The sequence below is a fragment of the Chloroflexota bacterium genome, assembly GCA_018829775.1.
Lineage (GTDB): Bacteria > Chloroflexota > Dehalococcoidia > Dehalococcoidales > RBG-16-60-22 > E44-bin89.
In genome coordinates, this window is sequence record JAHJTL010000097.1 from 95406 (window position 1) to 110566 (window position 15161).

Below are 15161 nucleotides of genomic sequence, written 5' to 3' on the forward strand. Positions count from 1 at the left end.
AGGAGTCAAAGCTACCAAGCGACTTTGCTCGCTTTTAGCCCATATGACGGACAGCCAAGGGGAACAAAAATATGAATGATGGTTGGTATGACACTGCACAGATTTGCGCTAACGGACATGTAATCAACTGGATGTCAATCTCAAAACCTGAGAATAACCGGGGGTTCTGTGGTAAGTGTGGAGCACCAACCATTACCAATTGTCAATATTGTAATGCTAAGATAATGGGCTACTATCATGTAGGACGCTTTACATATGAGGAACATAAAAAAAGAATGCGTGAGATACTGCACCCACTACCTAATGCTACACTTGATTATAATACTGGTTTGACACTGCCAAGCTTCTGCCCTGAATGCAGTGAACCATATCCGTGGACAGAAGCAAAACTCAAAGCCGCACAAGAGCTAACTGATGAACTTGATAGCTTGAAACCAAAAGAGCGTGAACTTCTGAAGAAAAGCCTTGATGATATTGTGCGGGATACGCCTCAAACCACTGTGGCAGCAACTCGGTTCAAAAAGCTTGTTGCTAAGGCTGGACCAGTTGTAGCAGATAGCTTTAGGAAAATTTTGGTAGATGTATTGAGCGAAACGGCCAAGAAAGTAATCTGGCCATCTTAAAATAAGAGGAGTCCAAGAGGGGCGAAGCCCCTCTCCCAAATCTTCCCCTTCCCCTTATCGAAGGGGAAGGGGATAAAGGGGATGGGGTTACCTCATAAAACTTAGTAGAATAAATTGAGGTGTGGTGAAATGAATGAGTTAGTCAAGCTTAAAGCTCGTCCCAGGTTAAATTCACCGAATATACTCGCCGCCTGGCCAGGCGTTGGGAACGTCGCCATGATTGTGGCTACGTATCTCTTGAGAAAGCTGAAATTTAAAGAACTCGGCGAGATTGAACCGTCGTACTTCTTCGACCCTGTCGGGGTGGTGGTCAAGGACAACGTGGTTGAGGAGCCGAAATTTCCGCAGAGCAAGTTCTACTACTTGAAGAACAAAGGCGGAGGCAGCGACCTCATCGTATTCATCGGCGAGGACCAGCCAGCAGCTAAAGGCTATGAGCTTGCCAACTGCGTCCTCGACGTTGCCGATAAGTTTAAGGCACCGAGGATATTCACCTGTGCCGCGGCAATGACCCGCATCCATCACACCGAATCGCCCGGGGTGCTGGGCGTGGCCACCAGCCCATCGGCAGCGGCCATTTTCAAGAAGTACAACCTGATGCATGCCGGTAACCTGCAAATCGCCGGATTGAATGGGTTGTTGCTGGGGGTGGCCAAGGAACGTGAGATTGATGGCATCTGCCTGCTCGGGGAAGTACCGGTCTACGCCACCCGTATTCAGAACCCGATGGCAGCGATGGCGGTACTCGAGGTGATGACCACGATGCTGGGCGTGGAGATTGACCTTGATGAACTGGCACAACTAGCGGTGGAAACGAAGCAGAGAATGAAGCAGGTGGCCTCGCAGGCGATGGGCGAGTATATTGACTATTTCACCGAGCCGATATGGGAGCGTGGCGAGGAAGAGGAGGACGAGGAGGAGTAATCTGAGGTCAGAGCGTGATGCTGGGCACCAAAGTCAGACTGCGTGAGAAAAAATTAACCGACGCCCGCAACGATTACCGGTGGCAGACCAATCCGGAACTGGTCCGACTTGACGCCATGCCCCTGCTGACCAGCTCTTTCCCGCGATATTTGCTTGACTATACGATGGCGCTGGGCAATCCTTCACCGAAACGCCGTACCTTTGCTATAGAAACCCTTGACGGCAGGCACATTGGCAACTGTGTTTATTACAGCATCGATAGGGAGAAGGAGGAGGCGGAGCTGGGTATCATGATAGGTGAACGGGACTGCTGGGACAGGGGTTATGGCACCGATGCCGTGGACACGCTCGTGGATTATATTTTCACCGAGACCGGTCTGCAGCGGATTTACCTGAAAACTCTGGACTGGAATGGGCGGGCACAGCGTTGCTTTGTTAAAAGCGACTTCATCCCCTGCGGAGAAATGGTGAAGAACGGGCATCGCTTTGTGCTCATGGAGGTGAGGAGAGAACAGTGGCAAAAAGAGCAGGGTCAGATTAAAGGAGCTGATTTTTGAAAGCGATTTACACTTCGCCGATTGACTGGCTCGGCGACCGCGTGCGCATCCTTGACCAGCGCAAATTGCCTGATGAAGAGGTATATCTGGAGCTGGGCGACTACAGGGATGTTGCCTCAGCCATCACAGAATTGAAAATAAGGGGCGCTCCGGCTATCGGGGTGGCTGGAGGCTATGGGATCGCCCTGGGGGCACTAAAAATTGAATCTGAGCAGAAGGACGATTTTCTGAAGAAGCTTGACGCGGTGATGGCCACCATCGCTGCCACCCGACCCACCGCCCGCAACCTCTTCTGGGCGATTCAGCGCATGCAGAAGATGGTTGAATCGGGTAATGATATAAATGAGATTAAATCGGCGCTGGTTGATGAGGCGGTGAAGATACATGCTGAAGCGGTGGAAGCAACAAGGAAGCTTAGCCAGTTTGGGACAGAGCTCATCCGTGATGGAGATACCGTCCTCGTACACTGCAACGCCGGACCGCTGGCCACCGCCGGCTACGGCACGGCGCTCGGCATTATCTTATTTGCTATAGAACAGGGGAAAAAGGTCAACGTGCTGGCTACGGAGACGCGTCCCGTGCTGCAGGGGGCACGGATTACTACCTGGGAGTTGAAAAAAGCTGGGATACCCGTCACCCTCATCACCGACTCTATGGCGGGCTACTTCATGCAGCGCGGTGAGGTTAACTGTGTTATCGTTGGGGCCGACCGCATTGCCGCCAACGGGGATACGGCCAATAAAATCGGCACGTATACCCTGGCGGTGCTGGCGAAGGAAAATAACGTCCCGTTCTACGTTGCCGCCCCCACCTCCACCATTGACCCCTCCCTCGCCTCCGGAGACGAAATCCCCATCGAGCAGAGAAAGCCGGAGGAGATAACCCATATTAAGGGCGTGCGCATCGCGCCGGAAGGCATTGCGGTACAAAATCCCGCCTTTGATGTTACCCCCCACCAGTACATCACCGCCATCATCACCGAAAAAGGGATAATGAAAGAGCCGTTCGGGGAGGGGATTAGAGGGATTTGTAGAGGATAGATGTGATGGAGAGGAAAAAGCTAGAAAGATTTCCTGAAGGAGTATTGGAACACATCTCCAAAATTATTGGTGAATACAGAACAGGCACTCAGATTGCAGAGCTTCTAAGGATCGCTGGTTACCCTAGAAAAAGCCAAGTTATAGGCACTAAGTGGCGTTATCTTTATGATGTTTTTACGGAATTCAATGATGAGCCAGAAGGCCAGTATCATATAGCAAAAATTATTCAGTCTTTCTGTGACCCTACACAGTGGATTGGTAGAGAACATTTACGCAAGGAAGTAATGGATGCCATTAATGAAGGATTGATCCACGTTGGATTACAAGTTAATGAGTATGGCAAAGCTGTTATTACCAAACAAAAGATAACTCACGCTGCTATCGAAGTGCCACCAGAGAAGGTGATGGAACCAAAATTGATGATAGTCGCACCAGTTTTTGGAGCCAAGGATATAAAAACAGAGGAAGACTTGTGTTTCGTACTGATGCCCTTCAAACCTTCATTTGATAGGCTGTTTGGAGAGAGAATAAAACCTGCTGTTGAGGCTTGTGGCCTAAAGTGTCTCAGATCGGATGACTTGTTCTCGCCTACGCCAATTTTGGAAGATATTTGGACTTATATTTGCAAGAGCAAGGTCATTATAGCCGATGTCACCGGTAGAAACCCAAACGTATTTTATGAAATGGGGATTGCTCACACGGTTGGTAAGCCTGTTATTATAATAACGCAAGATAAGGGTGACATACCGTTTGACATAGCACAGTTTCGGTACTTTTTATATTCTGACGATGCTGCTGGGTGGGACATACTCTTTAGCAATATCACTTTATCGCTCAAAGGTATACTCGCTGGAAGATGAAGAACTAACAATAGGAGGTCTCTAAATGCCTGATGCTAAGATAGCGGTAATCGGCGGGAGCGGGCTGTATGACATCGAGGGGATGGAAAATATAGAAGAAGTTGACATAAACACGCCGTTCGGCAAGCCGAGCGATAAAATCGTGGTGGGGAAGCTGGAGGGAATTGGGGTTGCTTTTCTGCCCAGGCACGGGCGGGGGCACCGTATCCTCCCCACCGAAGTCCCTTACCGGGCCAATATCTACGCCCTGAAGTCCATCGGGGTGGAGAGGATAATCGGCATCAACTCGGTGGGGAGCCTGAAAGAGGATTTCAAGCCCAGCGACCTGCTCATTCCCGACCAGCTCATCGACCGCACCAGGGGGAGGGTGAGCACCTTCTTCGGGGAGGGAATCGCCGCCCACATCTCCTTCGGCGAGCCGTTCTGTCCGTCACTGAGCCAGCTGGTCTATGGGGCAGCTAAAGATGCTGGCGCCACGGCGCACCGGGGCGGCACCTACGTGGTCATGGAGGGGCCGGCGTTCTCCACCAAAGCGGAATCATTTCTCTACCGCTCCTGGGGGGCGGACGTCATCGGCATGACGGCGCTGCCTGAGGCCAAGCTGGCGCGCGAGGCCGAAATCTGCTACGCTGTTATCGCCTGCATCACCGATTACGACTGCTGGCGCAGAGGCCATGACGCGGTCACCGCCGAGATGATAATCGGTCGTCTGCGCCAGAATATCGACACCGCCAAGCGCATCATCAAGCTGGCAGTGCAAAAAGTCCCGGCAAAACGCGATTGCGATTGTGCCACGGCGTTGAGCACGGCACTGATTACCGCGCCTGACGTCATGCCGGAGGCGCAGAAGAAAAAGCTCGATTTGCTCATCGGCAAGTATCTGAGAAAGGGATAACTATATGCCTGGAGTGGAATTCAACTGTTTGCCAACGATTATCGGCAGCATGCCCCATACCGACCCTGGTGTGGCGTGTTCGCAGATTGCCCATTATCTCAGAGACATCCCGGCCTGGCCGCAGCTGCCCAGGCGCTCGTTTCTGGAGAATATGTATGTCCAGTACAGCCAGGGGTTCCCCGGGGTGATGGTCAACGAGGCGGAGAAGAAAATCTATGTGAATCGCAATCAGGACCTGGACCAGCCTCTGGAACAGCTTTACTCGGCCTTTCTGGAGAACAGGTCAGATGAATTTGCCATCAGCGCCGATTATGCCGCCGGGCTCTACCGCTTTTTGGCGCTGGATAACCTGGCACCGAAAGCAGTGAAAGGGCACGTGACGGGTCCGGTTACCTGGGGGCTTACCGTGGCCGATGAGGATGGCAAGGGCATCCTTTACGACGATGTTCTGGGCGATGCCGTGCCCAAGCTGCTGCGACTGAAAGCGACCTGGCAGGAGAGAGAGCTGAAGCAGATATGTCGCCGCACCATTATCTTCGTCGATGAGCCGTATATGTCGGCCTTTGGCTCGGTGGGCATGATGCTTTCGAAGGAGAAGGTGGTCAGCCTGCTTAACGAGGTATTCGGCGGTATCGAGGGGCTCAAGGGTGTCCACTGCTGCGGCAACACCGACTGGTCGGTGATACTGGGGAGCGATGTCGATATCATCAGCTTTGACGCCTATAACTACGCCCAGTCACTGAGCCTCTATCCTGAGGATGTGAAAAGATTTCTGGAGCGGGGCGGCACCGTCGCCTGGGGAATTGTCCCCAACGAGGAGGAAGCCCTGAAACGTGAATCCGCGGCCAGCTTGAAAGACCGCCTTGAAGAAGCGATAGCGCCTTTTACCAGAAACGGCGTTTCTTTCCGTCAGTTAATCGCGCAGGGGCTGGTGACGCCGAGCTGCGGACTGGCCTCGCTGGCCAGCGAAGAGGCCGCCGTCCGCGTGCTGGAACTACTCGCCGAGCTTTCCCTTTCGATAAGGAGACGCTATGGAATGTAACATTGAAGTTAATAAAGCCGGATGCGCCTGCACCTATGAGACCTGTTCCAGAAAGGGCAAATGCTGCGAGTGTGTTGCCTATCACCTGAAGGATGACGAGCTCCCCGGCTGTGTGTTCCCACCTGAGGTGGAGAAGACCTTTGACCGCTCCTTCAGCCGGTTTGCCGAGATAGTTACTAGGGGAAAAAGATAATATAGTGGGCCTTGGCACCTATGAAGACAGTATACCTGCTTACCGGCAGGCCGGGGACAGGAAAGACCAGCCTGGTCAGGCAGGCAGTCGCGGAATTAAAGGGAAAAGCAGGCGGCTTCTACACCGAGGAGATACGTGTTCAAGGCACGAGGCTCGGCTTCAAACTTATCACGCTGGACGGTCAGGAGGCAGTGCTGGCCCACGTTGACTTTCATAGCCGATACCGGGTGGGAAAATACGACGTTGATATTGACAGCCTGAATAAGGTGGGAGTTCCCGTGCTGGAGGAAGCAATCGGGCAGCGCGATGTCATCGTCATCGATGAAATAGGCAAGATGGAATTGTTTTCAAATCGCTTCCGGGAAGTCGTGCTGGAAGCAATTCAGAGTGGTAAGCGGGTGCTCGGCACCATCATGCTCAAACCTGACCCGTGGGCAGATGATATCAAACGTCAGCCGCAGGTCAAACTCGTTGAAGTTACCCGAACCGATTATTACCGAGTGCTGGCTGATATAAAAAGCTGGGTAAAAGATGGGGTGTAGTAAGAGGGGGCGAAGCCCCCTCTAAAATGCCTTTCCCCTCTCCTTATCAAGGAGAGGGGGATAATGGGGGTGAGGTTGAAAGTGATTCGGAAGGTAAAAAGCAGGTTGAGGGAAACCTTGAAGAAGGTATGGACTTATGTCGCAGTTTCCAGAGCTGATTAAAGCACTGCTTGACTCGAAGTCCTATCCACATTCGCCGTCGCGGGTGGACCTGGTCCAGACTCAGATGTCCTTCGTTTTTCTCGCCGGCGACCTTGTTTACAAGGTGAAGAAACCGGTGAATCTGGGATACCTGGACTACACGACACTGGAAAAGCGTCACTTTTTCTGCCAGAGAGAAGTCGACCTGAACCGGCGCCTCTGCCCCGATGCTTATCTGGACGTTGTCGCCATCACCGGGCAGGAGGACCGGGTATCCCTGGATGGGCCCGGCAGGCCCCTGGAGTATGCCGTGAAAATGCGTCGACTCCCTCAGGAGGCGATGATGAACGCCATGCTCCTTCGTGACGAGGTAACGCCTGAGATGCTGGCTTCAGTGGCGGAAAAGCTGGCCGAATTCCACAAAAAAGCGGAGACAAACGCCGCCATCAGCGCCTTTGGCGACCTGGATATTATCAGACAAAATACGGTGGAAAATTTCGAACAGACCAAGAAATATATCGACACCACCATTTCCCCTGAGAAATACCAGCGTATCAAAACCTATATGGAATACTTTATGGCGCGGAACACTCCTCTATTTCGCCGACGCATCAGCGAGGGCAAAATCCGTGACTGCCACGGCGACCTCCACGCCGCCCATGTCTGCTTCTGCAACGGCATATGCATCTACGACTGCATTGAATTCAACGACCGCTTTCGCTATGGCGATGTCGCCTCGGAAGTAGCTTTCCTGGCCATGGACCTGGACCATTACGGTAGAACCGACCTGTCGCGCCAATTTGTAAATGCCTATACGGCAGCGAGCCAGGATGCAGAGTTAAAAGCGTTGCTCAATTTTTACAAATGTTACCGGGCGTATGTTCGGGGTAAAGTGGAGGGTTTCAAGCTCGACGACCCCCATATTGCAAAAACGGAGAAGGAGAAAGTATTGGCTATAGCTCGAGACTATTTCGAGCTTGCCGATTCATATACCGCACATGAGGGGTGACGAAGTGAGAAAACCGTTTCGGCAGTTTATCGAAACCGAGCTGGGCTCAGGTTTTGTGCTTATCGCCTGCGGTCTTCCCGGTACCTGGAAAACGGAGGCAACCGAGGAGGTGGCTAGGATTACCGGCTACCCATTGCTGCGAACCGACCTCATCAGGCTGGAGCTGCTGAAAAATGAAGACGTTTTTGACGAAAAGGTGGCCGCCGATATGGATAAGCGCACCATGGTCTATGACGAGATGTTCCGGCAGGCAGCGGAAGAAAGTCTTGATAAAAAAGGCGGAGGGGTGATACTGGATGCGACCTTCATCACCCAATCGTTGCGGCGGCGGGCCGCGGCCATTGCGGCGGAGCGCAATTACAGGTTTGTTATCCTGCAAACCGACTGTCCGCAGGCGGTAGCCATCAGGAGAATCCTGGCGCGGACCAAAGATAACTACCAATCAAATGCCCTCACCGAACAGGCTTACCTCAACAATAAAAAGAGGTTCGAATCAGTAGACCTGGATGATTTAAAGAGCCTGCATCCGAACCTGGATATCGCTCATCTGACCGTTGATACCAGTCAGGACCCACCGGAAGACTGGTACATCATCGGTGTAGCGAGAAAGTAGGGGCGGCTAGACATTTTCTCCCTGATAGGTTCCCCGGTAGCCCCTGGTCTTCCCAGTCAGTTTGAAGAAAATAAGTTGCACGATTCGGGCATTGCGCTGCAGTCGGAATCCCTGAGGGTTATAGACAACCATAAGTGACTGCGAGCGTCCCGCGTAGCCGGCATCCCATACCGCCGTGTTGATAGTGACGCCGCAGCGGAGCAGGCTGGAACGGGGCGCCGCGAGCGCGGTGATATCTTCGGGCAGGTTGACGATTTCATTGTAGGTAATCAGGTATATGCCGGCTACAAGGTCAATGTAGCCCAGTCCGTCAAAGACAAGGGGAGCCAGTTCGGAGACCTGGCGCTGGCTGTTATCCACGGCTATGGTACCGGCTGACTGGAGCAGAGAAACCTCGCGCAGGGTGAGGTCGATGCCGTTGGGTTGGAGCTGCTGCTCCAGGTCCACCCAGCCCTCCACCAGAGGTAACTTCCCTTTCAGCAATCGGCGTATTTCGGCACGCGACAGTACAGTGGTCATTTTTCCGTTCTAAAATGAAGTCGTTGTCTAGTATACACTTTTCTGACCGTATTTTTCACATTTTTGGTGTTTCCTTTACAGATGGTGCCGCTTTCAGTACAATAAGGCCGATAATGATTAAAGCGGTCTTCTTTGACCTGTACCATACGCTGCTTGGCTATGACCCACCAAGGGAAGAACTCCAGGCAGAGGCTTTGAAGGACTTTGGCATTGAGGTGAATTCGGAGAGCCTTCTCCACCCCCTGGTTGTCGCCGATGAGTATATCTACCGGGAACATGCCCGTGTTTCGCTGGGCCAGCGTTCCAAGGAAGAGCAGATGGCGGTCTGGGCGCAGTACGAGCGCATACTGCTCAGGGAAGCCGACATTGAAGCCGATGACCAGCGCATTATGGGACTGCTGGGGAAGATGAGAGAGTTTGAGCTGAAGCAGGTGCTTTTCGACGACGTTTTGCCCACACTGAACGAGCTCAAGAAACAGGGACTGACTCTGGGCCTCATTTCCAATGTGGATCAGGATATCACCACGCTATTGGACAACCTGGGACTGACAGCTTTGCTTCAGGTGGTGGTGACCTCACAGGACACGGGCTTCAACAAACCGAGTCCGGAGATATTTCAGGAGGCGGTGAAAAGGGCTGGAGTTCGGGCTAACGAAGCCCTCTACGTCGGCGACCAGTACCAGATCGATGTCGTCGGCGCCAATCGGGCCGGGATGAAGGGGATTTTGATCGACCGCATTGATTATTTTACCGAAGTGAACGATTGTCCCCGTCTTCATAACCTCATGCAGATACTGGAATACCTGGCCTAACCACATAGTCTTATCGCTGGCTCTTACTATTCTGCATCCGTACCCAATGGACAAACAGCGCATTTCCCCTGCGTGCAGAGTGTTTTATAGATGTGAATTAATCCCTGCTGCCGCTGTGCCGAATTTATGGGCACGCAACTGCGGCCAAGCTGCCTTGACATGTGTCTTTCAATGGCGTTGGTGCTCGTTTTGGGGTAGGCGGTGAATATCGCCAGAGACCTGGCCGCCAGTTCCGGTTGTGCATTGAATCCGCTCCAGGCGTAGGTAAAAGGCAGGATGATGTTGACGACAATGGCGGTGGCACGGCTGTTCCCGATGAGTGCCGGGACGATGTGTCTGCTGTAGCAACCGAAGTCATAGTATGTCTTCCAGTAGTCACTGGCCATTACCATCAGGGCGGCTTCAAGCGCCAGGCACGCTTGGTCAATTTGCGTCTTCGATATTAACTTGATGCTCTCTTCTAATATACCCTCTTCACGATAGCGAAGTATCAGGTAGCTTATGCCGGCAATGCGACGTACGGGGAAGTTGTTCGGTCTGACTTTAACCAGGCGCCAGCTATCGGCTGACATTACGTGCCCGCGGTCATATCCAGACCAGTATCTTTCCAGTAATTCAACCCGGTGGTCACTTGTTACGGCAAAGTCACGGATGCCGCGTTGCGATGGCAGTAAACCGGCGGTACCCAGAAGCAGTGCTTGCTGTCGGGGAAGGCTTTGGTCATCCAACTGATAACGCCGAGCTAGGGCTTCCAGATGGTGTAAGGGCACTTTGTGGGCCAGTTCCTCGAAGGGGAGTTTGTTTTTCGAATAGCCCAGTGCCCCCATTATTCCCCGGTAAAATATCTGTTCCGGTGTGTCTCTGCTTAATTCGCCTCGAAATGCGGTCGCTTTGGCCAAGAAACGTTCCCGCCCGGCAGTATCCAGTATTTTATCTATTTCATTTATCGGCATCGATTTAACGGCTTGATAGCAGGGCAGGGCAAAGACATCTGCGCCATAATCGGTCCCCATTCGCTGTTTGGCAGTGCTTTCCAGGTGTTTGCTCAGCGCGAGAACCGGGACCTGCTTTCCATTCTGCAGCTGAGTAACCGGCTCGGTATCACGCCACATCACCGCGTGCAGGATGGTGCGATTATAAGCCGGGTCCTGATGATGGCGATGCCGCTTCCAACCACTTGACCACCGGTGAAATTCGATGTCGCCCTTCACCAATCCCTGGCGCGTTAAGATGACGGCGTCTCTTAGATCAGCCCCCCGGTCATCGTTTCCCCTCCCCGGGTAGATAAGGTGAATTGGCTCGTCTTCCTCTGTGATGAGAGCGGCTCTACGGGGGAGCCGTTGCCAGACCTGAATGAGGTAGTATTCCGATATTCCAGCTTCAGACGCCGCTGCCCGGCCCTTTTGCCGGCAGCGTTCGCTCTCTTTCTGTCTGCCCGGTATAGTCGCTGGCAAGGTGAACATAATACACCATATTTGGGTGGATACAGTATATCACAATAATCAGGAGGTGATAATTTACCTGACGTGGTAATGATACACGGAAACGTGTATGGTGTCAAGAACCAACCGGACTATTTTCGACGGTTAGGCGGTATATTTAAACTTGGACTGCTCGGCGACGATGGAGAGAAGGGTGGCTGAGGCGCCGCGTGGCTGGTACATCCCGGTCTCCCACTCGCTGATGGTCTGCTGGCGGGTTCCTAGCTGGTCCGCTAGCTCGCGCTGGGTGAGCCCCAGATGTCGGCGCAAATCCTGGATGCGCTTGCTGTCCCAGCTTATCTTGCGTGCATCATACTGTCTGTTCATCGTGCTCATCTTACACGATTCAGTGTATGCTGTCAAAGGCACAACGTTATTGTGCAATATAAAACATAAAGAATATCAAGAAAAACCGAAATTATTGAAGAAAATAAGAGGAAATCGATGTATAAATGACCGTCAATGGTGCTAAGGGGCTAAATATGGTAATCTATGGTGTTGAAGAGAGTATAACATTGATGCTATTATATTTTTAGCACTCTCAACCAGAGAGTGCTAAATAATGAGAATCAGTCATTGTTTAATTAAATAAAAGGAGGATAGGAATGGCAGTCAAGTTGCAGCCGCTCGCAGACAGATTGGTGGTGAAACCGATTGAAGCTGAGGAAAAAACCAAGGCGGGGATCTATTTGCCGGATACAGCCAAAGAGAAACCGCAGGAGGGCGAGGTCGTTGCGGTGGGACCCGGCAGGCTATCCGATGATGGCAAGCGCATTGCCATGGATATCAAGGTAGGTGACATCGTAATCTATGCTAAATACGGCGGCACCGAGATAAAGCTCGACGATGAAGAATATATGATTCTGCGCGAGAGCGATGTTCTGGCCAAGAAGGGCAAGTAAGTACCGAAACACTGTAAGGAGGGAAAAATGGCGAAACAGATAATATTTGATCAAGAGGCGAGGCAATCGCTGAAAAAGGGGATAGATGTTCTGGCGAACGCCGTCAAGGTGACACTGGGCCCGAAAGGGCGTCCGGTAGCCTTGGACAAGAAGTGGGGAGCACCATCCGTAATCGATGATGGCGTTACCATTGCCAAAGACATTGAACTCCAGGACCCGTTTGAGAATATGGGCGTGCAGCTGGTCAAGGAAGCAGCCAGCAAGACCAATGATGCCTGTGGTGATGGCACCACTACTTCCACCATTCTGGCGCATGCTATCATCACCGTGGGTTTCAAGAATGTGGCTGCCGGGGCTGACCCGCTGGCGCTGAAAAGGGGCATCGAGAAGGCAACCGGTGCCATCATTGAGGAACTGAAATCGGTCTCAACACCGGTTAAAGACAAGGAACAGATTGCCCAGGTGGCAACCATCACCGCCAAAGACCGGGAAATCGGCAACCTCATTGCCGAGGTAATGGACAAGGTGGGAAAAGACGGCGTGATTACGGTCGAAGAGTCCAAGGGCATTACCTACGAGACGGAATATGTCGAAGGTATGCAGTTCGACCGCGGCTACATCAGCCCTTACTTAATCACCAAACCGGAACGCATGGAGGCGGAGATTGAGGACCCCTACATCCTGATTACGGATAAGAAGATTTCGGCCGTATCCGACCTTCTGCCGGCGCTGGAAAAGATACTGCAGGTATCGAAGAACCTGCTTATCGTGGCGGAGGATGTCGACGGCGAGGCTCTGGCCACCCTGGTGGTGAACAAGCTGCGCGGCACCCTCAATATCCTCGCCGTAAAAGCACCGGGATTTGGCGACCGGCGCAAAGCGATGCTCGAGGACATGGCCATTCTCACCGGCGGCAAGGTAATCTCCGAGGAAGTCGGGCGCAAGCTGGACTCGGTTACCGTTGAGGACCTGGGTCGGGCGCGCCGGGTAACCTCGGACAAGGACAAGACCACCATCGTTGAAGGTAAGGGGGAAGACGAGGCAATCAAGGCGAGAATCAAGCAGATAAAAGCCCAGATTGAGGAGACCACCTCTGACTTCGACCGCGAGAAGCTTCAGGAGCGGCAGGCCAAGCTGGCCGGTGGTGTGGCGGTAATCAAGGTTGGCGCCGCCACCGAGGTTGAGCTCAAAGAGAAGAAGCACCGCGTTGAAGATGCCCTTTCGGCAACGCGAGCTGCCGTAGAGGAGGGCATTCTGCCCGGCGGCGGCGTGGCCCTGCTCAATTCACTTTCAGTTCTGGATAAAATTGATGTAAAGGGAGACGAAGCCACCGGCGTCGATACCGTGCGCAAGGCGGTGGAAGAACCGATTCGCTGGATCGCGGTCAACGCGGGTCAGGACGGTTCGGTGGTCGTCGATGCGGTCAAGAAGAGCCCGGCCGGCACCGGCTACGACGCCGAGGCTGGCGAATATGGCGATATGGTGCAGAAAGGCATCATCGACCCTATGAAGGTCGTCCGGAGTGCCCTGCAGAATGCCGCCAGCATCGCCTCCATGGTGCTGATTACCGAAGCGCTGGTGACCGATATTCCGGAGAAGGAGAAGGCACCGCCGATGCCCGGTGGCGGCGGCATGGACTACGGCATGTAAAGCTGGATAGATCTACTGCGTAAATATTGCCAGTAAATGATAGAGCCGCGACCTTTCGGGTCGCGGCTCTTTTTTATCTCGGAGAGGAGGGCGAATCTTCAGGACCTGATTCTGGGAAGTTTAAGAGACAGACTTACTAACGGGGATTTTGGGAAGAGTGGAGTCTCCTTTATAGTATTGTGATTTTGGATTAAAGAACAGGCTTGATATCGGGGAGTCTAAGAGGGGCGAAGCCCCTCTTTTAATTGTATTCCCCCTCTCCTTTGAAGGAGAGGTTCAAAAGGCAAAACTTTTAAAAAGACTTTTACTTTGGTCTATTAAAATCGTTCCTTTTTACACTGCACAATTAGATGAATTGTTGGATTCCGAACAATTCTAAAAGGAAAGACCGTTTGTTTTTAATGTTTTCAAGGCTGAAGCTCTGGCAGCACAAGGTCGAGGCCCTGACCCGATGGTATGACTATGACCTTGATGTCTTCTCCAAGCCTATCGAGCAGGATATACTGCAGGACCTCAGGTGTTAGAGATCCCTCGATGTCCCTGTTGGCGGCAACTTGGGCCTCAGTGACCACACGGATATACTCGGCTTCACCTATCGCCTTGGCTATTCGTGCGTCTGCTTCTCCTTTAGCCTCTGCCTGTCTCTGTTGGGCTTCGACCTTGACACGCTCCAGCTTGTTCGTTGCCTCAAGTACTGCCTGTTCTGCGGCGACTTTGGCTTCAATAGCCGCCGTAAACGTTTCACTGAACTGGAAGTTGGTTATCGATACTGTCTCTGTTACAATGCCACGCTCGAACAGTCGATTCGACAGGCTATCGGTAATGGCAGCCTTGACCTCGTCACGTCTCAGGATAAGGTCTTCTGCGTTGAATTTAGCAGTGACCTGCTTGATGGTCTCCTGAATGGCCGGAGCGGCTATCCTGTCAATGAACTCCAGCCCCAGTGTTCTGTAGACCTCAGCGGCCATGCTCGGGTCTAAGTGCCAGTTGAGAGCAATGGTGGTGCTGACATCCTGGAGGTCATTCGTTACTGCTGACGAATCAGCTTCATATTTTTGGGTCTGGACTGACATCTTCACCACGGAATCGATAAACGGCAGCTTCGTCTTGAGACCCTCATCTAGAATACTGCCAGTAATGGCGCTGAACCGAATGACTACCCCGCGATGGCCGGCAGGAATAGTGGTGAACGAGCCGTAGATGAGACTTGCAACGATCACGACGACCCCGATAATGCTGCCAATGCTACCCTGAAGTCGAGCTTTGGGATCCCCCTGACTTCCCTTGTTTGTCTGCCAAACGTAGCCTCCGATGATAAGGACGATGATACCAATAATGAGCAGTAAAATCATTGTCGA

Annotated in this window: 18 protein-coding genes; 14 read left to right on the forward strand and 4 right to left on the reverse strand. The window is 52.5% G+C overall.

The window, feature by feature from the left end; translation table 11 throughout:
• The first annotated feature begins 71 nt into the window (after positions 1-71).
• The 11 genes from KKD83_09800 (at position 72) to KKD83_09850 (ending at position 8439) form a co-directional block, all read left to right on the forward strand.
• Positions 72-623 carry a DUF2321 domain-containing protein gene (locus KKD83_09800; GenBank protein MBU2536439.1) on the forward strand — a complete coding sequence of 184 codons (552 nt, stop codon included), beginning with the start codon at positions 72-74 and terminating at the stop codon, positions 621-623.
• A 129-nt stretch (positions 624-752) separates the two neighbouring features.
• A complete protein-coding gene (locus KKD83_09805; protein ID MBU2536440.1) occupies positions 753-1547 on the forward strand; it encodes a PAC2 family protein in 795 nt (264 codons plus the stop codon).
• Between the two features lie 17 nt (positions 1548-1564).
• Entirely contained in the window at positions 1565-2104 is a 540-nt protein-coding gene (locus KKD83_09810; protein ID MBU2536441.1) for a GNAT family N-acetyltransferase, read from the forward strand.
• Positions 2101-3144 carry an S-methyl-5-thioribose-1-phosphate isomerase gene (gene mtnA / locus KKD83_09815; protein ID MBU2536442.1) on the forward strand — a complete coding sequence of 348 codons (1044 nt, stop codon included), beginning with the start codon at positions 2101-2103 and terminating at the stop codon, positions 3142-3144. Before KKD83_09810 ends, mtnA begins: the two co-directional genes overlap by 4 nt.
• A 5-nt stretch (positions 3145-3149) precedes the next feature.
• Positions 3150-4004: a hypothetical protein gene (locus tag KKD83_09820; protein MBU2536443.1), complete on the forward strand. Its 855-nt coding sequence runs from the start codon at positions 3150-3152 to the stop codon at positions 4002-4004.
• A gap of 25 nt (positions 4005-4029) precedes the next feature.
• Entirely contained in the window at positions 4030-4899 is an 870-nt protein-coding gene (mtnP, locus tag KKD83_09825) for an S-methyl-5'-thioadenosine phosphorylase (GenBank protein MBU2536444.1), read from the forward strand.
• Positions 4900-4903: 4 nt separating this feature from the next.
• Complete coding sequence (locus tag KKD83_09830) at positions 4904-5941, forward strand: methionine synthase (protein ID MBU2536445.1); 1038 nt, start codon at positions 4904-4906, stop codon at positions 5939-5941.
• The gene (locus tag KKD83_09835; GenBank protein MBU2536446.1) at positions 5931-6134 is read left to right on the forward strand and encodes a hypothetical protein; all 204 of its coding nucleotides are present in this window, start codon (positions 5931-5933) and stop codon (positions 6132-6134) included. Before KKD83_09830 ends, KKD83_09835 begins: the two co-directional genes overlap by 11 nt.
• A 20-nt stretch (positions 6135-6154) precedes the next feature.
• Positions 6155-6676 carry an NTPase gene (locus KKD83_09840; protein ID MBU2536447.1) on the forward strand — a complete coding sequence of 174 codons (522 nt, stop codon included), beginning with the start codon at positions 6155-6157 and terminating at the stop codon, positions 6674-6676.
• Positions 6677-6812: 136 nt separating this feature from the next.
• Positions 6813-7826: a hypothetical protein gene (locus tag KKD83_09845; protein ID MBU2536448.1), complete on the forward strand. Its 1014-nt coding sequence runs from the start codon at positions 6813-6815 to the stop codon at positions 7824-7826.
• Between the two features lie 4 nt (positions 7827-7830).
• Positions 7831-8439 carry an ATP-binding protein gene (locus KKD83_09850; protein ID MBU2536449.1) on the forward strand — a complete coding sequence of 203 codons (609 nt, stop codon included), beginning with the start codon at positions 7831-7833 and terminating at the stop codon, positions 8437-8439.
• 6 nt (positions 8440-8445) lie between these two features.
• On the opposite strand, the gene KKD83_09855 is transcribed toward KKD83_09850, so the two are convergent.
• On the reverse strand, positions 8446-8958 hold the full coding sequence (locus tag KKD83_09855; protein ID MBU2536450.1) for a deoxyuridine 5'-triphosphate nucleotidohydrolase: 513 nt from the start codon (positions 8956-8958) through the stop codon (positions 8446-8448).
• Between the two features lie 113 nt (positions 8959-9071).
• On the opposite strand from KKD83_09855, the gene KKD83_09860 reads away from it, so the two are divergent.
• Entirely contained in the window at positions 9072-9770 is a 699-nt protein-coding gene (locus KKD83_09860; GenBank protein ID MBU2536451.1) for an HAD-IA family hydrolase, read from the forward strand.
• Positions 9771-9796: 26 nt separating this feature from the next.
• Here KKD83_09860 and KKD83_09865 read toward each other — a convergent pair whose 3' ends face one another.
• Together KKD83_09865 and KKD83_09870 are read right to left on the reverse strand one after the other, a co-directional pair.
• On the reverse strand, positions 9797-11233 hold the full coding sequence (locus KKD83_09865) for a DUF2851 family protein (GenBank protein ID MBU2536452.1): 1437 nt from the start codon (positions 11231-11233) through the stop codon (positions 9797-9799).
• Between the two features lie 123 nt (positions 11234-11356).
• A complete protein-coding gene (locus tag KKD83_09870) occupies positions 11357-11578 on the reverse strand; it encodes a helix-turn-helix domain-containing protein (protein MBU2536453.1) in 222 nt (73 codons plus the stop codon).
• 278 nt (positions 11579-11856) lie between these two features.
• Here KKD83_09870 and groES point away from each other — a divergent pair, with 278 nt between their 5' ends.
• Together groES and groL are read left to right on the forward strand one after the other, a co-directional pair.
• On the forward strand, positions 11857-12153 hold the full coding sequence (gene groES / locus KKD83_09875) for a co-chaperone GroES (GenBank protein ID MBU2536454.1): 297 nt from the start codon (positions 11857-11859) through the stop codon (positions 12151-12153).
• Between the two features lie 27 nt (positions 12154-12180).
• Positions 12181-13803 carry a chaperonin GroEL gene (groL, locus tag KKD83_09880; GenBank protein MBU2536455.1) on the forward strand — a complete coding sequence of 541 codons (1623 nt, stop codon included), beginning with the start codon at positions 12181-12183 and terminating at the stop codon, positions 13801-13803.
• 407 nt (positions 13804-14210) lie between these two features.
• On the opposite strand, the gene KKD83_09885 is transcribed toward groL, so the two are convergent.
• Positions 14211-15155 (reverse strand): prohibitin family protein, encoded by a 945-nt coding sequence (locus KKD83_09885; protein MBU2536456.1) that lies wholly within the window; start codon positions 15153-15155, stop codon positions 14211-14213.
• Positions 15156-15161 lie beyond the last annotated feature (6 nt).